Raw genomic sequence first — 22,475 nt, 5'->3', positions numbered from 1 at the left:
TTGCCTGCAGACGATGCGTAGCGCTTAATTCATCAATTCCTTGATGACTTTCACGGGCGCGCTGCCGTAGCTGAGGAATTGCTCATGGAAATCCTTCAGCACGAATTTGCTGCCCAGTGCCTGCTTGCGCTGTTCGCGCAAGTCCATGATTTCGCTGTAGCCACTGAAATAGCTGGTCAGTTGCACCGAGCTCAACTGTACGCGACGCCATTTTTCCGTCGCTTCACGCTTGGTCTGGAAGGCCTGGCGCGTCAGCAGGTCGAGTGCCTGTGCTTGCGTCATGCCCAGTACGTGCACGCTGTAGTCGAGGATGGTGTTGGTGACGCTGCGCAAATTCCACTTCGAGTACATCAGCCACATTTCCGGCGCGTTATCGCCATAGCCCGATTCGAGCATCATGCGTTCGCCATACACGGCCCAGCCTTCGATCATGGCGCCATTGCCAAAGATGGACTTGACCAGCGAGGGCGACTTGTTGGCGTACACGAGCTGCGTGTAATGGCCGGGAATGGCTTCGTGAATATTGAGGATCTGCAAGATCCAGTGGTTGTACTCGCGCAAGCTGCTTTCCGCCTGTTCCGGCGTTTCGCCGTCGAGCGGCGTCACGTTGTAATAGGTGCGGTCCTGCGGGCGATACGGGCCGGGCGCCTCGATGCTGGCGCCAGCCACGCCGCGCTGGTAAGCGGGCGTTTCACGTACGACCAGCGGCTTTTTCGGATCCATCGTCAGCAGATTGTGGCTGCTGACCCATTCCTGCAATTGTGGGATCTGGCGACGAATTTCCGGCACGAAATCGGCGGCTGCCACATGCTTGCTGGACAGCTTGTCGATGACCATGCCGATCTTCGCCGTGCGGTCCGCCGGCTTGGCCGTGGCGCCCATGGTTTTTAGCCACAGCTCGTCGGACAGGCTATCCATGTGCTCGAGCAGCTTTTCGCGCGCGGCCAGGGCTTTCTGGTACATCTGCTCGGCACTCACGCTGGCCTGGATATCGTAGGCGAATTTCTGTTCGTACAAGTCTTTGCCGATGCGGAAGGAGCGCGCGTTGCCGTTCTGCGCCAGCGCGCCATCTTGCTCCGTCAGCCAGGCCGCATAGCCTTGCACTGCCGTGCGGGCTGCGGCGATGTGGGCGTTGTACAGCTGTTTTTCCGTCGGTGTCAGGATGGAGCCCTGTGCCGTCTTGTTCAGGTCGTCGAGCACGCTGAGCACGCCGGCGCTCTGGGCGATGGCCAGCTGCGTGTGTTCGCGCGTGGGGTTGACGATGCTGGCGCGTGCGGCCGCATAGTATTGCGGCACGCTGGCGATGCGCTTGAGCAAGGTGCGCAGGCGCTGCGGCTGCGCCGCGTATTCCGTGTTCAGGATGAAGTCGATGGAACCGGCCACGTTGTATAGGGCGGGGTTCCATTCGAATTCGCGCAAGGTGGTCAGATTCCAGCGGTCCGATTGCAGTTTATTCGTCAGCAAGGCCAGGTCGGTGCGTTGCTTGTCCGACATTTTGCTGGCATTGAGCTTGCCGAACTTGCCCAGCCATTCTTCGATGAAGGCCAGTTGTTTCTGGCGGCTGGCCGCGTCGGGGATGCTCAGGTTGGCCGCGCCATCGTATTTACCGACCGAAATCGCGCTTTCCGGGTCGAGGCGCCACAGCGCCGTCAGGAATTGGCCGCTCAGGTTATTCATGGAGCGGTCGCTGCTGTTCTCGCTGGCGACTGCCGCGACCGTCGCTGCCGTGGCTGCCGTGACGACGGCCGCTTTCTTGACGCCGGTTTTTTTCTTGCTGCTGCTGGTGCTGGCCTTGCTGCTTTTCTGCGGCTTCTTGGCGGCGCTGGCCGGTGTCAGGGTAAAGGCCATCATCAATGCGGCGAGCACAACTTTATTTTTTATTTGCATAGTTTATCTCTTGAATATATTGTCGTTTGTTTTAATCAGAAAATAATAAACTGATAATATAAGTAACAAACAACTATTGAAAGGTTGGCTTTGCTTGCCAGGGCGGCCAAAGATTAGCATTAATTGCCGCGCTTGCGCAGTTTTTTGCCTTTCTGCCAATCCCCCTAGACGACGATGGCGCTGCCTTGCAGCATTTCTTGGTGACGCGCATTCAGGGTCGCGACGGCATCCTTACCGCGCGCCATGCCGGTGGCATGGATGCCGATGTCTTGCGTGTAGCGCTGGCTGACGCGCACGGTGTAGGACTGGAACAGCCAGCTCCAGAAATTGGTTTCATAGACGGCTTCGTCCATGTCGCGCCATTTGACGCCCATCAGTTTCTTTTTCCACGGCAAGATGCCGGACGCCAGCCAGACGCCTGCCTCATCAATGTAAAGCTGATAGCTGCGGATGGTCAGCAGGCGGTAGGTGACGATCAGGGCTGAGCCGATCAGCACCACCAAGGCGGCGCGCGTGTTGTACTTGAAAGCCAGTGGCAGGGCGGCAAAGAATAGCAGCACGGCAACGACGAAAGTGCTGACGTAGGCGGTCCAGGATTTGCCGCACAAAAAGGTGGCGCGCTGGCCGGCGCTGGTGGCGATAAAGTCGGTCATGGAGTCGGATAAAAACGGGGAAAAACGATCATCGCATGGAACGCGGTTCCCCCGTTCATTTTTTCAATCTCATTGCTTCAAGCCCTCCTGCAGCATGCCCAGCATGTCGCTGGCCGACATGCGCGCTGCCGCGTCGCTGCCTTCCAGCAAGCTGTCGGCCAGGTCGCGCTTATGCTGGTGCAATTCGACGATGCCTTCCTCGATCGTGTGTTTCGCCACCAGCCGGTAAATCGTCACGGGGCGCAATTGCCCCATGCGGTGGGCACGGTCCGAGGCCTGGTCTTCCACGGCCGGATTCCACCATGGGTCCATGTGGATCACATAATCGGCCGCCGTCAGGTTGATGCCCATGCCGCCCGCTTTCAGGCTGATCAGGAAGACATCGCCTTCGCCTGCCTGGAAGGCGTCGACCCGGCGCTTGCGCTCTTGCATGGACGTGCTGCCGTCGAGATACTGGTAGCTGACGCCATGCTGTTCGAGGTGCTGGCGCAGCAGGGTCAAATGATCGACGAACTGGCTGAAGACGAGCACTTTGTGGCGGTTTTCCAGCAAGCCCGAGAGCAATTCGGCGAAGGCCGCCAGCTTGCTGCTGGCCAGGCCCAGTTCCGGCGCCACCAGTTGCGGATTGCAGCAGGCGCGGCGCAACTTCATGATTTCCGCCAGGATCTGGATGGCCTTCTTTGACGCCGGCCCTTCCAGCATGGCCAGCTTTTCCAGTGCTTCGCGGCGCAAGGATTCGTACAGCGCCGTTTCCTGCGGCGACAGTTCCACTTCCAGCACAATCTCCGTACGGGACGGTAATTCCGACAGTACTTGCGTCTTGGTGCGGCGCAAGATGAATGGCGCGATCAAGCGGCGCAGCCGCAAGCGCGCGCCGGCCGCCGCCCGCTTGTCCTGATCTTTTTCAATCGGACCGGCAAAGCGCAGGTTAAATTGATCGAGAGTGCCCAGCAAGCCTGGGTTGATGAAGCGGAACAGGTTCCACAATTCGCCCAAATGGTTTTCCAGCGGCGTGCCGCTGGCTACCATGCGGAAATCGCCTTGCAGGGCCATCACGGCTTGCGAGCGCTTGGTGGCGCCATTCTTGATCGCTTGTGCTTCGTCAAGCACGATGCTATGCCAGCGCACGCCGGCAAACATGCTCGCTTCCTGCTGCAGCAAGCCATAGCTGGCCACCACCACGTCGAATGGCTGCAAGGTATCGAGCATGTCGGCCCGGTCGCCGCTACCGAACAGTTTGATCTTCAAGGTCGGCGCGAAGCGCTGCGCTTCGCTGATCCAGTTCATGCACACGGACGTGGGTGCCACCACCAAAGTGGGGCCGTTGGGTGCGCGCGCCAGGATCAGCGCCAGCGCCTGCAAGGTCTTCCCCAAGCCCATGTCGTCGGCCAGGCAGGCGCCCACGCCCCAGTGCGCCAAGCGCGCCAGCCATTCGAAACCGGCCAGCTGATAGTCGCGCAAGTCGGCTTGCAGGGTGCTGGGCAGTTGTGCCTGATAGTCGTCGAGGGCGCGCAGGCGCAGCAAGTGCTCGCGCCACAGTTGGTCGGCCTTGACGCCGCCGGCATCGTTGGCCAGCTCTTCGAGCGCGAAGGCGGCCAGCGGGTGGACGCGGACACCATCGGCCTGCGTTTCGCCGTAGGCGGCCAATTCCGACAGGCGCCGGTGCAATTCGTCGCTGAGGGCCAGAAACTGGTTGTCACCGAGGGCCACGAAGCGGCCCTTATTGTTCTGCATCAAATCGAGCAAGGCGCGCAAATCCATCACCTTGTCTTCATCGATCTGCACCTCGCCGCTGGCGGCAAACCAGTCTTTTTCGCTCCTGATATTCAATCGCATCTGGCCGCTGTCGATGCGTTTCGACACGCGCATGGTTTCGCCTTCGGGCCAGGCCAGCACAATGCCGGAGCCGACAGCGGCGGGGTCCAGCGCCTGTAATTCCAGCAGCAATTGCAAGCCCAGGGCAGGCTGGCCCAACAGCCACTCGCCATGCTCTTCTTGCGCCTCTTCCAGCACCAGGCAACGTCCGATCAGCTGGCGCTGCGCTTCGCGTTCTGCGTTCAGGTCGCGCCGTGCTTGCACGGCGCGGCCCGCCAAGTCGGCAAACACGCTTTCGGCGCCGCTGCCGGGCGCGTAATAGGCGCCGTTATCGAGCAGCGGGCGGACTAAAATCTGCATTTTCAAGCCCTGCTGGTAGGGCAGCAGGTGCACATGCAGACGCTGGTCGGCCGTGATCGTTTCCGCTTCGCCGCCGCCGATATCCGATTGCACCGTGACCATGGATGAGATGGCGCCGATTGCTTGCATGACCTGTTTTTCCGCATGCAGCGGCACGGACAGGCCCAGGCCCACGATGGCGCCGATGCGCCGGTGCTCGTCGAGGATGTGTACCACGCGCAAGCGCGTTGGCGTTTCGCGCTGCAGCACCACATTGCTGCCGTTGTCGGGCAAGGGGGGCTGCATGCCCAGCCAGAGCTGCCCCTCGTGCGACTTGATCAGCAGTTCGGGCGCGCCGGCGATCAGTTCCACGCGCGTCTCGGGCGCGTCGAGCCAGAAGACGAGCGGGTGGCCGACCAGCAAGAGGGCTGCTTTGTCCAGTTCGATTTCATAGCGCGCTGCCGACGAATAATACTGTTTGAAGGGCGCGATGCTGCCAGCCGCGCGAGCGTCCTGCGGCGTGAGGAAATCGATGTCGCCTGCCGCTTCGGCCAGGCGTTTCAAGCCCATGGCGCGGCCCTTGCTCCAGCCGCCGCGCGCGTCGCGTTTCTGCTCGCGCACTTCCACGGCCGTGAGGCCGAAGCGCGGGTCGAACGCCACCAGCCACACCAGGCGCGAGACGCTGCCGATGGCCTCGGCGGGAGCATCTTGCTGCAGGTTGATCAGTGCGCTCAGCTGGCGCTGCCACGCTTCCTGGCGCTCGAACCACGGCGCCATATCGGTCAAGCCGTGCTGCGCCCGCTTGGCCGTCGCATAGCGCTCCTGCTGCGGCTCGCCCATCAAGCCCAGCAAGCCGGCCGCCTGCGCCGCGATCAAATCGTAGCCGGCGGCATCGGCTTGCTGTACCAGCAAGTGCAGCTGGTCCTTGCGTTCGTTCAATTGCGGTAGCGCAAGCCAGTAGTACAGCAAGGCCTGGAACAACTGCGCCTGCAAGCCTGTTTCCCAGCTGCGCGTGGCGATGCTTTCCGCCAGCAGTACGCCGGCGCGCACCAGGCGCAAGGTGTTGAGCTGCTGGTAGACGATGCTGTCGTGGTTCGGCTGCGCATGCAGTGCGATATCGAGGTAAGCTTCCGCGCTTTTGAGCAGCTTGGCATCATTGCCGCGCAGCAGGGCCAGCACATACAGGTGCCCGCCGATGCCGCTGAAGCACAGCTTGCGCTTGCCGGCCTCCTTGCGCAGCCCTTTCAGGGCGATTTCAAAGCCCGCCATGGCGTGCGCTTGTTCGCCGCGCAAGAGCACGATGCTGCTGTCGACAAACAGCGCTTGCGCGCCCTGCTGGCCCGCCAGGTAGCTGGCGGCCGCGTCGAGTTCGCCGCACAGCAGGGCGTCCTCTGCCACGGCCAACGGCAGCGCGGCGCCGATATGGTCGCCGGCCGCCGCCTGGCGCGCATGGTGTGCGCGCGCATACGCGCGGATGGCGCGCGCCGTGGCCGGCTCGCGCGGGGCGTTGCCCAGCAGCACGGCGAGGATGTCGTCTTGCAGCTGCGGCATGACGAAAGACAGCATTTCCGGTTCGAACGGGCGGCCGAAGATCTCGATCAGCGGATGCAGTTGCTGCGCTTCATAGCAGGCCATGCAGGCGGTCAGGATGGCGCTCACGTGGCGCACTTCGTCATTGCGCAGCAGGGCGATGCGCAGGCGCGCCACGCCTTGCCGGTAGCTGCGCAGCTCCACATAGCCATCCCAGTTGCGGCGTACGGGGTTGATCAGCTCGATAGCCTGGCACAGGTCGCGAAACGCCAGGTGCTCGATGGCGGCGCGCATGGCGGGCCAGCGCAGCTTCGCCTCGCAGGCAAAGCCCCGTCCCACCACTTCCAACGCCAGCGCATGCCGCGCCAAATGTTGCAGCATGCCCGTGATGGTGAGCAGGGAAAATGGCGTGCCGTCCGGCTCGACGATATTGGCGCGCTGCAAGTGTTCATACACGGCATGCTTGCCCACCGGTTCGCCCGCGATGGCCAGCAAGGCCAGGATCATTTTTTCGTGCTGCTGCAGGGCGGCGAATTCGTCCAGCAGCAGCTGGTCTGGATGCGGCTCGGTCATGCGGGCAAATTGGCAATATGTACGGCAGGCTCGCCGGCCGCCACAGGCAGGCCGAACACGCGCTGGTAGAAATACAGTTCCGCGTCCAGGGTGCGCACGATGTTTTCCGCCTTGCGGAAGCCGTGTCCCTCGCCTTCGAGCGGCACATAGGCGACCGGCACGCCGCGCGCCTGCAAGGCGTCGACCATCAGCTGCGACTGCTGCGGCGGCACCACTTTGTCATCGAGGCCCTGGAAGAAAATCATCGGGCGCGACAGTTTATCCGTGTGGTGGATGGGCGAGCGTTCACGGTACAGCGCTTCGGCTTGCGGCTGCGAGGCGATCAGGTAGTCGGTGTAACGCGATTCGAACTTGTGCGAATCGTTGTCCAGGCCCTTCAGGTCGGATACGCCATAGTAACTGGCACCGGCCTTGAAGACGTCGTGGAAGGTCAGCGCGCACAGGGTCGTCAGGCCGCCCGCGCTGCCGCCGCGGATGATCAGGCGCTCGGGGTCGGCCAGGCCATTGCTCGCCAGGTAGCGCGCGCCGGCGATGCAGTCTTCCACGTCGACGATGCCCCATTGCCCGCGCAGCGCGTCGCGGTATTCGCGGCCGAAGCCGCTGCTGCCGCCATAGTTGACGTCGAGCACGCCGATGCCGCGGCTGGTCCAGTACTGCGTCGCCAGTTTCAAGGTATTGCTGGCCATGCTGGTGGGGCCGCCATGGCTGATGACGATGACGGGCGGCAAGGTGCCCGCCGGCGCCTGCACGTCGCCATTGGCGGGCGCATAAAAGAAGGCGTAAGCCGTGCGGCCATTGCTGCTAGGAAAACTCAAGCTGCGCGGCACCGACAGGTAAGCGAGCGCGGGCAAGTGTGCGATCGACTGCGCCAGCACTTCCAGCTCATGGTTCGACAAGTCGATGCGCGCCAGTTCCAGCGCGATGGTGGGGCTACCGCCCAGCAGTACGACACAGCCGGGGCCCACGCGCAGTTCGCGGATTTCCTGGTAGGGGTGGGCAATCGGCTCGAGCTTGGCCGCCGCCACGTTCAATTGCGCCAGGTAGCTGATGCCGGCCTGGATATACGTGCAGACGATCTCGTCGTCGGAAAGAAAGCCGTACATGCTGGCGCCGAAAGTCCAGTGCGGCGTGGCAAATTCCGCTTCCATCGGGCATAGCGCCTCGATATCGGCGCCGTGCAGGCGGTACAGATTCCACCAGCCGCTGCTGTCGGAAACGAAGTGCAGCAAGCCATTCGGCGACCATTCCGGCTGGCAGATCGATTCGCGCGCGCCGCCAGCGATCAGGCGTGGCGAACCCAGCGTGCCGTCCGCGTGTACGTCGGCCAGCCACAGTTCCGTGCCTTGCCAAGGCAGGCGCGGGTGGTCCCAGCTGATCCAGGCCAGCTGGCTGCCGTCCGGCGACAAGCGCGGCGCCGCATAAAAGTCGTGACCATGCGCCAGCACCGTTTCGCGGCCGTCGAAGCCGACTGCCGCCAGGCAATTTTCCGGGTGCGCATGGCCGGTGTCCGGATGCTGCTCGCGCACGCTGATCAGGCGGCAGCGGGCTGCATCGACGACGAAGTCTGCGTGGCGCGTGTTGCCGCCCTTGCTGAGCGCTTCCGGCGCGCCGTCGCTGGCGACGCGGTACAGGCAATTGTCTGCAAAATGCGAGAAATACACGGTATCGCCCGCGATTGCATACGCAGCGCCGCCGTATTCATGCACGCGGGTGCGTACATTGAAGGGCGCCGGCGTCAATTCATCGACTCTGGCGCCGCGCTGGCGCAGCAGGGTGTTACGGCCGGCCTCGCTGGCGCGCCCGGCCAGCCAGAACACGTCGCTGCCATCGGCACCGCCCAGGGCCAGCTGCGTCAGCGGCGAGGCGCCAGCGGCGACGATGGCCGCGCTGATCGGCGATGGCCAAATGCCATAAGGGGTGCTGGATGCGGTCGAGGTCATGCGGGCTCCGTGTCGTAATGGGAAGAAGGGCCGCCGGGCGGCGTCAGGCAGCGCGGCGGCGTGCATCATCATAATGGAAGGGCTGGCACAACGAAAGACATCGCTGTGCGTGGCAAATGCTGTAAAGCGGCACTGGAATCAATGAAATGGCAGCGATTGGATGCGATAATATCGCTTCTCCAAGCTCGATTGCCTGCCATGCCACAATTTGCTCCGCTCCAGAATGATACTTTCCTGCGCGCCTTGCTGCGCCAGCCGACCGAGCACACCCCAGTCTGGCTGATGCGCCAGGCGGGCCGCTACCTTCCCGAGTACCGCGCCACGCGCGAGCGGGCCGGCTCCTTCCTGGGCTTGGCAAAGAATCCCGATTACGCCACCGAAGTGACCTTGCAGCCGCTGGAGCGCTTCCCGCTCGACGCCGCCATCCTGTTTTCCGACATCCTGACGGTGCCTGACGCGATGGGCCTGGGCTTGTATTTTGCCGATGGCGAAGGGCCGAAGTTCGAGCGCCCGCTGCGCACGGAGCACGATGTGAAGGCGCTGCAGGTGCCGGACCTGGCGTCGCTCGACTACGTTTTCAAGGCGGTCACGCAGATCCGCACGGAACTCAATGGCCGCGTGCCGCTGATCGGTTTTTCCGGCAGCCCATGGACCCTGGCGTGCTATATGGTGGAAGGCAGCGGCTCGAAAGAGTTCCATACCATCAAGAAGATGCTGTACAACCGCCCTGACCTGATGCACCACATCCTGGCCATCAATGCCACTTCCGTGGCGCAGTACCTGAATGCGCAAATCGATGCCGGCGCGCAAGCCGTGATGATTTTCGACTCCTGGGGCGGCGCGCTGGCCGATGGTGCCTACCAGGAATTCTCGCTGGCCTACATGCAGCAGGTGGTGGCACAGCTGAAACGCGACAAGGATGGCGTCAAGATTCCCGCCATCGTGTTTACCAAGGGCGGCGGCCAGTGGATCGAGCAAATCGCCGACATAGGCGCCGATGCCGTGGGCCTGGACTGGACCGTCAACCTGACGCGCGCGCGCCAGTTGGTCGGGCATAAAGTGGGCTTGCAGGGCAATCTCGACCCCGCCATCCTGTTCGCCAGTCCCGAGCAGATCCGCGCCGAAGTGGCGAAAGTGCTCAACGCCTTTGGCGCGCCATCGGCCGGCACGGGCCACGTATTCAACCTGGGTCATGGCATTTCCCAGTTCACGCCGCCGGAATCGGTGCATGCCATGGTGGAAGCCGTGCACAGCATGAGCCGCGCCATGCGCAGCGGCCAGTAAGCCGCCGCGTTCCCTGGTGCAGGGGCAAAAAAGGCAGGCTTTCCCGCGGAAGCCTGCCTTTTTCTTTACTGCGCCCTGGCAGGAAATGCCGACTTATGCACAATTTTTTTTTCTGCGGAAATATGAGGCAGTTGAAAATCCATGCCCAGGGATGCTCTGCAAGTGCTTGATTATTAAGAAATAAAAATTCAGCACCAGGCGCACTTTGTGGCAATTGCTCAGGTTGTTCTTCCGCTTGGCAGCCTTGTTCCTTCATTGTCCACAAAGTTATCAACAGATGCTGTGGATAAAATTGAAAAATAGTTGTCCATCGGTATGGAGCGTCGAGATTCAGGTTTTAACTGCAGTGCATGCTGCAGAGCATAATCATTGAACAATGTTTCATCACTCGGCAGGCCAAGACAAAGGCTTGCCCCGGAATTGTCAACTTTGCTGTATGCCGCCCCCGTTTGCGTTGATCGGATGCCTCTAAATGGTGCTTATTTCTGTACAAAAAAATGACAAATGCTGCAGTTATGCACAGCGGCGGAAATGCCTCACGGATTTATCACCTCCCAGAGGTAAATTTTTAAGTCATTGATTTTAAATAGTTAATTTTTCTTTCCTCCCCCTCTTGACGGCGATCAAAATTTTCTATCCACATTTTTATGAAAGTTAATTTTGCTTTGTCCACAAAGTTATCCACAGAATTTCTTTTTGGCAGCATGGCACGCGCTCGTGTCTGCCGTTAGGCGTTTGACGGACGAAACAAGTATCATGGCCCGCTGGCTTGATGCCTGACATTGCGCCGCGCCATCGACCCTGCGGCGCGCTTTTTTATTGAGATAGGCCACCCCTCCCATGCCGCAGCGCATTTTGACGTCGTGCATCCTGAAAATCGCGCTCGACACGCCCTTGAACGCCCTGTTCGATTACCGCTGGAGTGCGCCGCCGGGCGCCGGCGCTGATGCTGGCGTGCCTGTACCGGTAGTGGGGCAGTTGCCGCGAGTGGGGCAGCTGGCGCTGGTGCCGTTCGGCCGGCGCGAAGTGATGGGCTTGATCGTCGGCATCTCAAGCAGCACCGACGTGCCCGTCGAGAAATTGAAGGATGTGCTGGCCGTGCGCAGCCAACTGGCGCCGTTGTCGGAACAGTGGCTGGCGCTGGCCGCCTTCGCCGCCGATTATTACCAGCGCCCGCTGGGCGAAGTGGCCTTGCCGGGCTTGCCGAAGAACTTGCGCGTGCTGACCACCGTGGCGCTGGATCGCGCCATCAAGAAGTTGGCCAAGCTGGCCGACGCGCACGATGGCACGCCGCTCAACATGCCGCTCCTGAATGCCGCCCAGCAAGAGGCGGCGGACGCCATCGGCGGCGCGCGCGGTTTCAAGCCGACGCTGCTGTACGGCGTGACGGGCAGCGGCAAGACGGAAGTGTATCTGCAAGCCTGCGCCCAGGTTTTGGCGCGCGACGATGATGCGCAAATCCTGATCCTGGTGCCGGAAATTAATCTGACGCCCCAGTTGGAAGGCAATATTCGCGCGCGCTTTCCCGGCGTCATGCTCGCTACCTTGCACAGCAGCTTGTCGGAAGGCGAGCGCATGCTGCACTGGCTGGCCGCCCACCGGGGCCAGGCGCGCATCATTCTTGGTACGCGATTGGCCATCCTGGCGTCGCTGCCGGCATTGAAACTGATCGTCATCGACGAAGAGCACGACCCATCCTACAAGCAGCAGGAAGGCTTGCGCTATTCGGCGCGCGACCTGGCCGTGTGGCGCGCCTGGCAATTGCAGATTCCCATCGTGCTGGGCTCGGCCACGCCCTCGCTGGAAAGCTGGCATCACGCGCAGACGGGGCGCTACCGCAAGCTGGAATTGCGCGAGCGGGCAGTGAAAAATGCGGTCTTGCCGCGCGTCAAAATACTCGACATGGAGCGCGACCGGCCGAAAGATGGCCTGACCTCGCATCTGATCGCCGCCTTGAAGCTGCGCATGGAGCGGGGCGAACAGTCGCTGCTGTTCTTGAACCGGCGCGGCTATTCTCCCGTGATTTGCTGTGAATCGTGCGGCTGGATCAGCAATTGCACGCGCTGCACGTCGTTCATGGTGCTGCACAAGCCCGAGCACCGCCTGCGCTGCCACCATTGCAGCCTGGAATTGCGCATTCCCCGCCATTGCCCCACCTGCGGCAATGTCGACTTGCAGCCGCTGGGACGCGGTACGCAGAGGGTGGAAGAGGGTCTACAGCAATTGTTTCCAGAGGCGCGTATTTTGCGCATCGACGCCGATTCCACGCGCAAGAAGGGCAGCGCCCAGGCAGCGTTCGATACCGTGCACCGGGGTGAAGTGGATATTTTGATCGGCACGCAGATGGTGGCCAAGGGCCACGATTTCAAAAAGCTGACGCTGGTGGGGATTTTGAACCCGGACACGGCCCTGTTTTCGCAGGATTACCGGGCCAGCGAACGGCTGTTTGCCCAGCTGATGCAAGTGGCGGGCCGCGCCGGGCGCGCCGCGCAGACGCAAGGGGGCAGCGTCAGTGAGGTGCTGATCCAGACGCGCTATGCGCGCCATCCACTGTACGACGCCGTCGTCAACCACGATTACGAGCATTTCGCCACCAGCTTGCTCGAAGAGCGGGCACAGGCGGCGCTGCCGCCGTATCTGTTCCAGGCACTGCTGCGCGCCGAAGCGCCCGAGCTGGCCACGGCCATCGAGTTCTTGCAGGCGGCCAAGGAATGCATGGCCCACCCGCAGGTGAACATCAATGATCCGATTCCCATGAGCATGACGCGCGTGTACAACGTGGACCGTGCCCAGCTGCTGCTCGAATCGCCCTCGCGGCCCGCGCTGCAGGCGTTTTTAAAGGAATGGTTGGCGCAATTGCGCGCCATGAAGACGCGCGTGAAATGGTCGCTGGAAGTGGACCCGCTGGATATCTGAATTACGCCAGGTAGTCGCGCGCCGACTTGACGATCTGCTCCGATAGCAGCTTGGTAAATGGCGTGTCCAGGGTCCAGGCATGCCAGCTCAACGGTACGTCCAGAGTGCTGCCCGGCAGCAGATCGACGAGACGATCTGTCGCCAGCGCCGGCGCGGCCAGGCGCTGCGGCACCAGGCCATAGGCCAGGCCATCCTGGACGCAGCTGCGGCGCGCCGTTTCCACCGGTAAGGTGTGGTGCGGAAACGGCTCACGCATGCCCAATTGTTCAGCAAGAAAACGCGCCAGCAAGCCGTGCTGGCCCACCACGGCGGGTGCCAGTTGCACCGCCTCGTCACTGAAACCATCGCCGAACCAGTGGCCCGCAAACACCGGCGTGGCCACGCAGACATAGCGCAGCACGCCCAGCGGCGTGACGCTGGTGGCCGCCGCCGCATCGGGCGCTGTGGCGGTTTCGGCCGCCACGCAGCCAAACACGGAGCCATCGCGCACCATTTGCAAGGCGCTGTCGCTGTCGGCCAGGCGCACGTCGAGCTGGCAGCGCGGTGGCGTCAGCAAGGCCGACAGGGTAGCGGGGAACCAGGTGGCCAGGCTGTCGGCATCGATGGCGATGGCGATTTCCGGCATGCTGACACTATTGCCCAGGTCGATGTCGAGCGATGCTTCCATCAGCTTGACGTTGCGGTGATGCACGATCAGGCGCTGGCCCAGGCCCGTAGGCACGGCCGGCTGGCCACGGATGATCAGCAGGCGTCCGCTGGCGTCTTCCAGCGCCTTGATGCGCTGCGATACGGCCGACTGGGTGATGCCCAGCGCGAGAGCAGCCTTGTCAAAACTGCCGTGGCTGGCCACGGCGTCCAGCACGGCCAGCGCGCGATAATCGAGTGATAGCATTAGCTCAGCTTATAAATCAATACATTAATTAGTTATACTAATACATGTATTGCTGCAAAGTAAAACTTTATTTTTGCCAAACGGGTAGTATCGAAGCGCATGAGCAATCAGACGCGGAGATCAGTGACATGATGAAAACACGACAAGTCGATGTGGCAGTGATCGGCAGCGGTACGGCTGGCATGACGGCGCACAAGGCGGCGCGCCTGCAGGGCAAGCGCGTGCTGATGATCGAAAGCGGGCCGTACGGCACGACTTGCGCGCGCGTGGGCTGCATGCCCAGCAAACTCTTGATCGCGGCCGCCGAGGCGGCCCACGCGGTGGCTGCGGCGCCCGGCTTCGGCGTGCATCCGGGCTCCGTGCGCATCGACGGCAAGCAAGTCATGCACCGGGTGCGCAGCGAGCGCGACCGCTTTGTCGGTTTCGTGCTCGACGGCATCGACGCCATTGCCGACGAGGAAAAATTGCGCGGCCACGCACGCTTTATCGGTCCCGGCAAATTGCAGGTGGGCGAGCACAGCATCGTCGAGGCCACCAGCATCGTCATCGCCAGCGGCTCCACGCCCATCGTGCCGCCCGAGTGGCAGGCGGCGGGTGAGCGCGTCATTACCAGCGACGCCGTGTTCGAGTGGACCGACTTGCCCAGCTCCGTGGCCGTGGTCGGCAGCGGCGTGATCGGCCTGGAACTGGGTCAGGCGCTGGCTCGCCTGGGCGTGCGCGTGACCCTGTTTGCGCGCGGTAATAATGTCGCGCAGCTGACGGACCCGCTGGTGCTGCAGGAGGCGGGCGCCGTGCTGGCGCGCGAACTCGATATCCGCTTCCAGACCAGCGTGGCGCACGTGGAAAAAACGCCGGATGGCAGCGCCATCGCGCTGACCAGCCGCTATGCTGCGGGCCAGGAAAAAACCGAGCAGTTCGAGTATTTGCTGGCCGCCATCGGCCGCCGTCCGAACGTGGATCAACTCGGCCTGGAAACGGCGCAAATTGCGCTCGACCGGCATGGTATCCCCCTGTATGACCCGCACACCATGCAGTGCGGCCAGAGTGCCATCTTCATCGCCGGCGATGCCGACAACGCATTAGCGCTGCTGCCCGAAGCAGCCGACGAGGGCCGCATCGCGGGCGACAACGCGGCGCGCTTTCCTGACGTCAAGCCGAGCTTGCGCCGCACGCCATTGACGATCGCCTTCACCGAGCCGCAGATCGCTACCCTGGGCGCCACCTACCGGCAATTGTGCGCAAGCCACGCGGGCCGTTTTGCCGTGGGCGCCGTATCCTTCGGCAACCAGGGCCGCAGCCGCGTGATGCTGCAAAACCAGGGCTTGCTGCGCGTGTATGCGCAGTTTGGCAGCCAGCGTTTGCTCGGCGCCGAGCTGATCGGCCCAAGGGCGGAACACTTGAGTCACTTGCTGGCCTGGGCTTGCCAAGCCCAGCTGACGGTACCGGCCCTGCTCGACATGCCGTTTTACCACCCCGTCATCGAGGAAGGCGTGCGCACGGCCTTGCGCGAGCTGGCGCTGCACCTGGCAAAAGACCCTGAACACGCACCCGGCTGCGCCGATTGCTCGCCCGGCGTCTGATGCGAGCGTATGCTTGAGTTACATTTTGTAGGCGAGCTCATCGCGCCAGACCTTGCTGCCAAACGTGGCCCTGCGCGCAACGTTGATGCCCGACACGGCCACCCTGGATGCGCCGCTGGCGTCGTTGCTGGAGCGCGCCAGAACTTGCACGCCATCGGTGAAGTGCCCAGCGCGGAGCAGGCGGGACAGCAGTGTCGCTCTGCCCAGCTGTGGGGCCGCAGCGCGCATCTAGCGCAAGCGTTTAATTGAGCAGGCCGACGTCCAGGCGTCCCTCGGCGGCCAGCTCGCGCATGATGCGCACGGTGTCGATGTCGGACTCCTTGTAGGCGGCGCGGCGCAAGTCGTCGTACATGGCGTTGGCTGCATCGGTGGCCGCGTCGTGGCCGTCGTCGTACTGGAAGCGCACCCACAGGCTCGCTTCGTCGGGCATCTCGACGGTCATCACCAGCGAGGACGCGCTGATATCCTTTTGCGCCGGCACCGTATAGCGCACCTGCAGTTGCGCCAGCAGCTGCACCGTATCGTTGATGACCAGCTCGCCATAGCGCAGGCTGCGCGCGAAACCGTCATCGCTGCGTTCGCTGATCTGGCACTCGTCCAGGTGCGGCACGAACAATTTCGGCGACTCGGCGCGCAAGACCAGGCCACGCCAGACTTGTTCCAGGCTCAGGGTGTCGATCAGCGGGTTCAGCGGATCGTTGATTTCAATCAGATGTTCAAATTTCATGGGACTGCCATTCGGTAAGTGGGCGCGCACGGGCGGTATAGGCGGAATGGTACTCTAGCGCTGGCTTGGCCGCACGCCTTGCCCGGGCCGAGATGGCGGCAATTGGCGAGATATCAATGTCATTGCCTGTTTTTCGCGCAGATCTGGCCGTGCAAAAGGCGGACGCGACGCTGTTACAATGGGCTGCTGTTCCCTGCGGAAATACCCTGATGTCCAAAGCACCACAGTTCGGTCTGAATGCGCCGCAAAGCGAAGCGGTTACCTACCTCGACGGCCCTTGCCTGGTGCTGGCGGGCGCCGGCTCGGGCAAGACGCGCGTGATCACGCAAAAGATCGCTCACCTGATCGAAGACCGGGGCTATGACCCGCGCACCATCGCCGCCTTGACCTTCACCAACAAGGCGGCGCTGGAAATGCAGGAGCGCATCGCCAAGCTGTTGAAACAGCCGCGCCAGGCGAAGCAGTTGACGGTATCGACCTTCCACTCGCTGGGCGTGAAAATCCTGCGCCAGGAAGCCAATGGCGTGGGCTTGAAAGACCGCTTTTCCATCATGGACAGCGATGATTGTTTTTCGCTGGTGCAAGACCTTGCCATTACCACCGATAAACAGGTGATCCGTGGCATCCAGAGCGCCATGTCGCTGTGGAAAAACGGCTTGATCGATCCGGACATGGCGCTGGCGCAAGCCAAGGACGAGGACGAAGCGAACGCGGCGCGCATCTACCGCAGCTATGTGGCAACGCTGTCTGCCTACCAGGCCGTTGATTTCGACGATTTGATCCGTTTGCCGGTGGAACTGTTCCGCAATAACGGCCCCGTGCGCGACAAGTGGCAGCGCCGCCTGCGCTACCTGCTCGTCGACGAATATCAGGATACGAATACCTGTCAGTACGAACTGGTCAAACTGATGGTGACGGGCATCGGCAAGAAGCCGATGTTTACGGCCGTGGGTGACGATGACCAGGCCATCTATGCCTGGCGCGGCGCCACCGTGGAAAATCTGAAAACGCTGGAAACGGATTTCCCCGATTTACGCGTGATCAAGCTTGAGCAGAATTACCGCTCCACCATGCGCGTGCTCAATGCTGCCAATGCCGTGATCGGCAATAACCCCAAGCTGTTTGAAAAGTCGCTGTGGTCGGAACACGGCCTGGGCGAGCCGATCAAGGTGCTGGGCATGCAGACGGACGAGCAAGAGGCGGAGCAAGTGGCCATCATGATCTCGGCCGACCATTTTGAACGCAAGAACAAGTTTTCCGATTACGCGATTCTGTACCGTGGCAACCACCAGGCGCGCATCATCGAGCAATGTTTGCGCAAGGAACGTATTCCATACACGATTTCGGGCGGCCAGAGCTTCTTCGACAAGGCGGAAATCAAGGACATCATCAGCTACCTGCGTTTGCTGGCTAACGAAGACGACGATCCAGCCTTCATCCGCGCCGTGACGACGCCGCGCCGTGGCGTGGGGCAGTCAACCTTGGAAGCGCTGGGCGCGTTTTCGGGCCAGTGGCAGTGCTCGCTGTTCCAGGCCGTATTCAAGGGCGGCATCGAGGCCAAGCTGACGGACCGCCAACTGGGGCCGTTGCGTGATTTTTGCAACTTCATCAACGACCTCGAATCGCGCGCCAGCCGCCCGGGTGCCGCTGGCAGCGGCGACAACGCGGCCGAAGTGCTGGACGACATGATGAAGGAAATCCACTACGAATCGTATCTGTACGATGCCTTCGAGGAACGGCAAGCGCAAAGCAAGTGGCAGAACGTGCTGGAATTCGTCAATTGGCTCAAGGAGCGCGGCAGGGGTGGCAAGGACCGCGACGGCGAAGAAAAGAACGTGCTGGAATTGACGCAGATGGTGGCCCTGATGACCATGCTGGAGGGCAAGGACGAGGAGCAGGATGCCGTGCGCATGTCCACCCTGCACGCGTCAAAGGGGCTGGAGTTCCCGCACGTGTTTCTGGTCGGCGTGGAAGAGGGGATTTTGCCGCACAAGGGCGACCCCGACGCGCCCGCCGAAAGCATCGCCGCGCGCATCGAAGAAGAGCGGCGGCTGATGTATGTGGGCATCACGCGGGCCCAGCGCACCTTGCACGTCAGTTGGTGCAAGAAGCGCAAGCGGGCTGGCGAACAAGTCCATTGCGACCCGTCACGTTTCATCAAAGAAATGGAGCTCGACGTGGGTGACGCCGTGCCGACGGAGTCGGAAATCATTTCGCCGAAAGAACGGCTGGCGCGCATGAAGGCCTTGCTGGCCACGCCGAAAGTGTAAGCAGCGTTCAGGCTTCCACGGCGCCGTCGGGCGTGGTTTTTGGCACGATGGCCAGCTGCATGCCCAGTGCATCGAGCATCTTTAAAATGGTTTCGAAGCGCGGTTTGCTGCCTTCGCGCAAGGCTTTATACGCGCCTTCGCGCGTGATGTCGGCCCGCGCCGCCACCTTGCCCATGCCGTAGGCGCGCACCACGTCATTCATGGCTGACTGGAACAGTTCGGCGTTGCCGGTGGCGACGATTTCGCTCATATAGGCGGCCACGGCGGCCTTGCTGGTCAGGTGTTGCGTCGGGTCAAATTTGTTCAGGCCTAATGCTTCGAGGTCGTCGAGATCGAAGGTGTCGCTATGGATGTCTTGGTTCATTTCTTTCGTGCTCCTGTGGATGCCGTCGCCGCCTTCTTCAGGGCCGCCTGCCGGGCTTTCAAGTCTCTGAGGATCGCTTGCGCCTGCTTGATGTCGCGTTGCTGGCTCGATTTGTTTCCACCCAACAGCAGCAAGATCAGTGTGCCCCGATTCGTTTCGTGAAAATACACGCGCCATCCGGGGCCCGTCTGTAAAAAGCGCAGTTCGCACACGCCTTCGCCCACTGGTCGCCAGTCGCCCTTTTTTCCATGCTGTAAATGCTTGATGCGCGCATCGATGGCGGCCGCCGCCACGTCGTGCAGGGAGTCTTCCCAGCGCCGGTATTCGAGCGTCTTGCGTGTATCGATCAGGTCAGGCAAAGTGGATACGTCCATTGTAATCGTTTGTTCTCATTCGTCAAGCGGTTTGATTCAGCCATTAGTGAAGAATAGGCAGAAATGGCCACCTGACCGATGGGGAATGGACGAGGTTTGTGCTGGCTCACGGCGCTGCGGCGGTAGAATGCCCCCTTTCAGTCAGGAATCACCGAGAGCACCATGGATAATGCAGAACAGATGGAAATACGTTTCGTCGATATCGAAATCAAGCTGGCGCAGCAGGAAGACTTGGTCGAGTCGCTGAACCAGATGGTGTACCAGCAAGGCAAGCGCATCGACCAGCTGGAATCGATGTTGCACAAGCTGGGCGAGCATGTGCGCGACGGTGCGCAGCAGGCGAATGGCGGACTGGTCAACGAGCGCCCGCCCCACTATTAATCGAGGAAATTACCTGGGGCCACCTTATTGTTTGTCCAGCGTGGTCCATGCCGGCAACTGATGCTTGTGCCGTTCGCGCGCATAAAAGCTGGCCATGGCGATGCCAAACAGGCTGCCTGCCGCGCAGGCAGCCGCCAGCGCTACCAGCGGTGATAGCGGCGTGGCAGCATCGGGCCGCGACCAGAAAAAAATCCACATGATCAGGCCCCAGAACATGCCGAACCAGAGTCCCATGCCGAGCGCGGTACGCAGGAAGGGCTGGAAATGCGGCGGCCGTACTTGCACGCCGGCCTTCCACAACAGGCGTATCAGCGGCGGCGCATAGTGGCTGCGGGTCATGCCGGTGTTGCTCAACAGTTCCAAGGCGCGTGCCTTGCGATGCTCAAAGCTCATGGTTTCTCCTTCTATCGTTGCCGAATAGATACTATACGCCACACCGGCAAACTCGAACTGCACACTTTCTGACATCCCAGGCGCTGACGTTGCCGTACCGTTTTGCATGTTCGGGGAAACAGGCGTGCGGGTTTTGCATGTACGGACCTGGCGTCACCATTGCTCGTTGCTGATGACGCAAGTGTGTCAGGCTGTTATTATTTCAGGCTGGCCCGCGACACAATCGCGGCTCTCTTGCGTTTCTTGAAAGAAGACATGACCCGTCCAACAATGCTCGTCATCGCCGCCAGCTTGATGCTGGCGCCAGCCGCTGCCGCTTTTGCCGCTACCGCCACCACAGCGCCCACCACGGCCGCTACTGCGGCTGCCGCCTTGCCCGCTTCGAACCCGTTTGCGCAGGCCAGCAGCCTGCCGTTCTACTATCCACCGTTCGACAAGGTGCAAGACGCCGACTACGCGCCTGCCTTTACGGCAGGCATGGCCGCCAACCTGGCGGAAATCAACGCGATTGCCGACAACAAGAAGCCGGCCACGTTCGACAATACCATTGTCGCCATGGAGCGCTCGGGCCAGTTGCTGAGCCGCGTGCGCACCGTTTTTTCCGTGATGTCCGGCTCGAATACGAATGAGACGATCCAGGGCCTGGAACGCGAGCTGGCGCCGAAAATGGCAGCCCACAGCGACGCGATCATGCTCAACGACAAATTGTTCAAGCGCATCGACAGTCTGTACGCCAAGCGCGACAAGCTGGGACTCGATGCCGAATCGAAACGCTTGCTGGAACGCTACCACACCGACTTCGTGCGCGCGGGTGCCAAGCTGTCGGCGGCCGACAAGCAAAAGCTGCGCGCCTACAATGGCCAGCTGGCGGCCCTGTCGACCAAGTTCGCACAAAATGTACTGAAGGAATTGAACGCCTCGGCCGTCGTCGTCGACACGCGCGAAGAACTCGACGGCCTGTCGCCGGCCGCTATCGACGTGGCCGCCGGCCTGGCCAAGAAGCGCGGCCTCGATGGCAAGTATGTGATTGCCCTCGTCAACACGACGGGCCAGGCACCGCTGTCGCTGCTGACCAACCGTGCCGTGCGCGAACGCATCATGGCCGCCGCGCAAGCGCGCGGCAGCCGTGGTGGCGAGTTCGACAATACCCAGGAAGTACTGGAATTGGCGAAATTGCGCGCCGAACGTGCTGCGCTGATGGGCTACCCGAACTATGCTGCCTATTCACTGGAAGACCAGACGGCGCACGACACCACCGCCGTGAATACCTTGCTGGGCGAGCTGGCGAAACCGGCCGTCGTCAATGCGCGCCGTGAAGCAGACGATATCCAGAAGGTCATCGATGCAGGAAAAGGCGGCTTCAAGGTGGGCGCCGCCGACTGGGCTTTCTACAGCGACAAGGTACGCGCCGAGCGCTACAACTTTGATGAGACGCAATTAAAACCGTACTTTGAAATGCACAGCGTGCTGACCCGTGGCGTGTTCTTTGCCGCTGGTAAATTGTACGGCCTGAGCTTCAAGCAACGCACCGACTTGCCCGTCTACACATCCGACATGCTGGTGTACGACGTCTTCAATGAAGACGGCACGCAACTGGCCATCTTTACGCTCGACCCTTACGCGCGCAGCAACAAGCGCGGCGGCGCCTGGGCGAATGCCTACGTGGGCCAATCGAGCTTGCTGAACCGCAAGCCGGTCATCGCGAATAACTTGAACATTCCAAAGCCGGAAGCGGGCCAGCCGACCCTGATGACGTTTGACGAAGTCAACACCATGTTCCACGAATTCGGCCATGCACTGCACGGCATGTTTTCGAACGTGAAGTACCCGCGCTTCGCCGGCACCAGCGTACCGCGCGACTTCGTCGAATACCCGTCGCAAGTCAATGAAATGTGGGCGCTGTGGCCGGAAGTGTTGCAAAACTATGCCAAACACTACCAGACGGGCGCGGCCATCCCGGCCGAGCTGCTGGCCAAAGTGACGGCGGCCGACAATTTCAACCAAGGCTATAAAACCACGGAATACCTGGCATCGGCCCTGCTGGACCAGCGTTGGCACCAGTTGACTCCGGCCCAGATCCCGACCGACGTGCTGGCGTTTGAGAAAGCGGCCTTGAAGGACGCGGGCGTCGATTTCGCCCCGGCGCCGCCGCGCTACCGCACCACGTATTTCTCGCACGCATTCGCGGGCGGCTATTCGGCCGGCTATTACGCGTATCTGTGGTCGGAAAAGCTCGACGCCGACACGGTCGAGTGGTTCAAGGAAAACGGCGGCCTGACGCGCAAGAACGGCGACTGGTTCCGCGCCAAGCTGTTGTCGCGCGGCGGCAGCGCCGATGCGCTTGACATCTACCGCAACTTCCGCGGCCGCGATGCGAAGATTGAGCCGCTGCTGCAACGCCGTGGCTTGAACGGTCAGTAAACAGGGGTATTGCCGCTCTCAAAGCCGGGTCAATGAAGTGGCTGCCAAGCGATTGGCAGCCATTTTTATTTGGGAATTTTGATGATAAACCGTGGTAAAGCGCGCATTTGCCGCTATGCACCACAGGAGTGCCCAT

The 22,475-nt window shown here is 61.7% G+C and carries 15 protein-coding genes; 6 read left to right on the top strand and 9 right to left on the bottom strand.

Features of this window, described 5'->3' with window-relative positions; all coding sequences use genetic code 11:
• Positions 1-24: 24 nt before the first annotated feature.
• The 4 genes from ACQ4V8_RS10910 to ACQ4V8_RS10895 form a co-directional block, all read right to left on the bottom strand.
• On the bottom strand, positions 25-1,887 hold the full coding sequence (locus tag ACQ4V8_RS10910; protein WP_436571452.1) for a DUF885 domain-containing protein: 1,863 nt from the start codon (positions 1,885-1,887) through the stop codon (positions 25-27).
• Between the two features lie 164 nt (positions 1,888-2,051).
• Positions 2,052-2,540, bottom strand: coding sequence for a hypothetical protein (locus tag ACQ4V8_RS10905; protein ID WP_010402108.1), 489 nt, complete (start codon positions 2,538-2,540; stop codon positions 2,052-2,054).
• Between the two features lie 69 nt (positions 2,541-2,609).
• Positions 2,610-6,797 carry a DEAD/DEAH box helicase gene (locus ACQ4V8_RS10900; RefSeq protein WP_436571451.1) on the bottom strand — a complete coding sequence of 1,396 codons (4,188 nt, stop codon included), beginning with the start codon at positions 6,795-6,797 and terminating at the stop codon, positions 2,610-2,612.
• Complete coding sequence (locus ACQ4V8_RS10895; RefSeq protein ID WP_436571450.1) at positions 6,794-8,737, bottom strand: dipeptidyl-peptidase 5; 1,944 nt, start codon at positions 8,735-8,737, stop codon at positions 6,794-6,796. The genes ACQ4V8_RS10900 and ACQ4V8_RS10895 overlap by 4 nt, the downstream gene beginning before the upstream one ends.
• Positions 8,738-8,935: 198 nt before the next feature.
• On the opposite strand from ACQ4V8_RS10895, the gene hemE reads away from it, so the two are divergent.
• Both hemE and ACQ4V8_RS10885 read left to right on the top strand, forming a co-directional pair.
• On the top strand, positions 8,936-10,021 hold the full coding sequence (gene hemE / locus ACQ4V8_RS10890; protein WP_029496739.1) for a uroporphyrinogen decarboxylase: 1,086 nt from the start codon (positions 8,936-8,938) through the stop codon (positions 10,019-10,021).
• A gap of 840 nt (positions 10,022-10,861) precedes the next feature.
• Complete coding sequence (locus tag ACQ4V8_RS10885; protein WP_436571449.1) at positions 10,862-12,937, top strand: primosomal protein N'; 2,076 nt, start codon at positions 10,862-10,864, stop codon at positions 12,935-12,937.
• A gap of 1 nt (position 12,938) precedes the next feature.
• On the opposite strand, the gene ACQ4V8_RS10880 is transcribed toward ACQ4V8_RS10885, so the two are convergent.
• Positions 12,939-13,829 carry an ArgP/LysG family DNA-binding transcriptional regulator gene (locus ACQ4V8_RS10880; protein WP_196856549.1) on the bottom strand — a complete coding sequence of 297 codons (891 nt, stop codon included), beginning with the start codon at positions 13,827-13,829 and terminating at the stop codon, positions 12,939-12,941.
• A gap of 131 nt (positions 13,830-13,960) precedes the next feature.
• Between ACQ4V8_RS10880 and ACQ4V8_RS10875 the strand changes: the two genes are divergently transcribed.
• Positions 13,961-15,409 (top strand): dihydrolipoyl dehydrogenase, encoded by a 1,449-nt coding sequence (locus ACQ4V8_RS10875; protein WP_070346593.1) that lies wholly within the window; start codon positions 13,961-13,963, stop codon positions 15,407-15,409.
• Positions 15,410-15,650: 241 nt separating this feature from the next.
• Here the strand turns inward: ACQ4V8_RS10875 and ACQ4V8_RS10870 are convergent, their stop codons facing one another.
• Entirely contained in the window at positions 15,651-16,136 is a 486-nt protein-coding gene (locus ACQ4V8_RS10870) for an SRPBCC family protein (RefSeq protein WP_436571448.1), read from the bottom strand.
• Between the two features lie 209 nt (positions 16,137-16,345).
• Here ACQ4V8_RS10870 and ACQ4V8_RS10865 point away from each other — a divergent pair, with 209 nt between their 5' ends.
• Positions 16,346-18,406 (top strand): UvrD-helicase domain-containing protein, encoded by a 2,061-nt coding sequence (locus ACQ4V8_RS10865; protein WP_010402092.1) that lies wholly within the window; start codon positions 16,346-16,348, stop codon positions 18,404-18,406.
• Positions 18,407-18,413: 7 nt separating this feature from the next.
• On the opposite strand, the gene ACQ4V8_RS10860 is transcribed toward ACQ4V8_RS10865, so the two are convergent.
• The gene (locus ACQ4V8_RS10860) at positions 18,414-18,770 is read right to left on the bottom strand and encodes an addiction module antidote protein (RefSeq protein ID WP_010402091.1); all 357 of its coding nucleotides are present in this window, start codon (positions 18,768-18,770) and stop codon (positions 18,414-18,416) included.
• On the bottom strand, positions 18,767-19,144 hold the full coding sequence (locus ACQ4V8_RS10855) for a type II toxin-antitoxin system RelE/ParE family toxin (RefSeq protein WP_070346044.1): 378 nt from the start codon (positions 19,142-19,144) through the stop codon (positions 18,767-18,769). Before ACQ4V8_RS10855 ends, ACQ4V8_RS10860 begins: the two co-directional genes overlap by 4 nt.
• Positions 19,145-19,306: 162 nt before the next feature.
• Between ACQ4V8_RS10855 and ACQ4V8_RS10850 the strand changes: the two genes are divergently transcribed.
• Positions 19,307-19,525, top strand: coding sequence for a SlyX family protein (locus ACQ4V8_RS10850; protein ID WP_010402089.1), 219 nt, complete (start codon positions 19,307-19,309; stop codon positions 19,523-19,525).
• A gap of 24 nt (positions 19,526-19,549) precedes the next feature.
• Here ACQ4V8_RS10850 and ACQ4V8_RS10845 read toward each other — a convergent pair whose 3' ends face one another.
• Positions 19,550-19,918, bottom strand: a complete 369-nt coding sequence (locus ACQ4V8_RS10845; RefSeq protein ID WP_010402088.1) for a DUF6404 family protein — start codon at positions 19,916-19,918, stop codon at positions 19,550-19,552.
• Between the two features lie 255 nt (positions 19,919-20,173).
• Between ACQ4V8_RS10845 and ACQ4V8_RS10840 the strand changes: the two genes are divergently transcribed.
• Entirely contained in the window at positions 20,174-22,339 is a 2,166-nt protein-coding gene (locus ACQ4V8_RS10840) for a M3 family metallopeptidase (RefSeq protein ID WP_436571447.1), read from the top strand.
• Positions 22,340-22,475: the final 136 nt, after the last annotated feature.

Source organism: Janthinobacterium paucivorans (assembly GCF_051380805.1).
GTDB lineage: Bacteria > Pseudomonadota > Gammaproteobacteria > Burkholderiales > Burkholderiaceae_D > Janthinobacterium > Janthinobacterium lividum_D.
This window is presented reverse-complemented; position numbering and strand designations above follow the sequence as displayed.

Bases quoted from the DNA above. Each gene is read 5' to 3' on its own strand.
- ACQ4V8_RS10910 (WP_436571452.1), bottom strand. From the start codon at position 1,887: ATGCAAATAAAAAATAAAGTTGTGCTCGCCGCATTGATGATGGCCTTT.
- ACQ4V8_RS10905 (WP_010402108.1), bottom strand. From the start codon at position 2,540: ATGACCGACTTTATCGCCACCAGCGCCGGCCAGCGCGCCACCTTTTTG.
- ACQ4V8_RS10900 (WP_436571451.1), bottom strand. From the start codon at position 6,797: ATGACCGAGCCGCATCCAGACCAGCTGCTGCTGGACGAATTCGCCGCC.
- ACQ4V8_RS10895 (WP_436571450.1), bottom strand. From the start codon at position 8,737: ATGACCTCGACCGCATCCAGCACCCCTTATGGCATTTGGCCATCGCCG.
- hemE (WP_029496739.1), top strand. From the start codon at position 8,936: ATGCCACAATTTGCTCCGCTCCAGAATGATACTTTCCTGCGCGCCTTG.
- ACQ4V8_RS10885 (WP_436571449.1), top strand. From the start codon at position 10,862: ATGCCGCAGCGCATTTTGACGTCGTGCATCCTGAAAATCGCGCTCGAC.
- ACQ4V8_RS10880 (WP_196856549.1), bottom strand. From the start codon at position 13,829: ATGCTATCACTCGATTATCGCGCGCTGGCCGTGCTGGACGCCGTGGCC.
- ACQ4V8_RS10875 (WP_070346593.1), top strand. From the start codon at position 13,961: ATGAAAACACGACAAGTCGATGTGGCAGTGATCGGCAGCGGTACGGCT.
- ACQ4V8_RS10870 (WP_436571448.1), bottom strand. From the start codon at position 16,136: ATGAAATTTGAACATCTGATTGAAATCAACGATCCGCTGAACCCGCTG.
- ACQ4V8_RS10865 (WP_010402092.1), top strand. From the start codon at position 16,346: ATGTCCAAAGCACCACAGTTCGGTCTGAATGCGCCGCAAAGCGAAGCG.
- ACQ4V8_RS10860 (WP_010402091.1), bottom strand. From the start codon at position 18,770: ATGAACCAAGACATCCATAGCGACACCTTCGATCTCGACGACCTCGAA.
- ACQ4V8_RS10855 (WP_070346044.1), bottom strand. From the start codon at position 19,144: ATGGACGTATCCACTTTGCCTGACCTGATCGATACACGCAAGACGCTC.
- ACQ4V8_RS10850 (WP_010402089.1), top strand. From the start codon at position 19,307: ATGGATAATGCAGAACAGATGGAAATACGTTTCGTCGATATCGAAATC.
- ACQ4V8_RS10845 (WP_010402088.1), bottom strand. From the start codon at position 19,918: ATGAGCTTTGAGCATCGCAAGGCACGCGCCTTGGAACTGTTGAGCAAC.
- ACQ4V8_RS10840 (WP_436571447.1), top strand. From the start codon at position 20,174: ATGACCCGTCCAACAATGCTCGTCATCGCCGCCAGCTTGATGCTGGCG.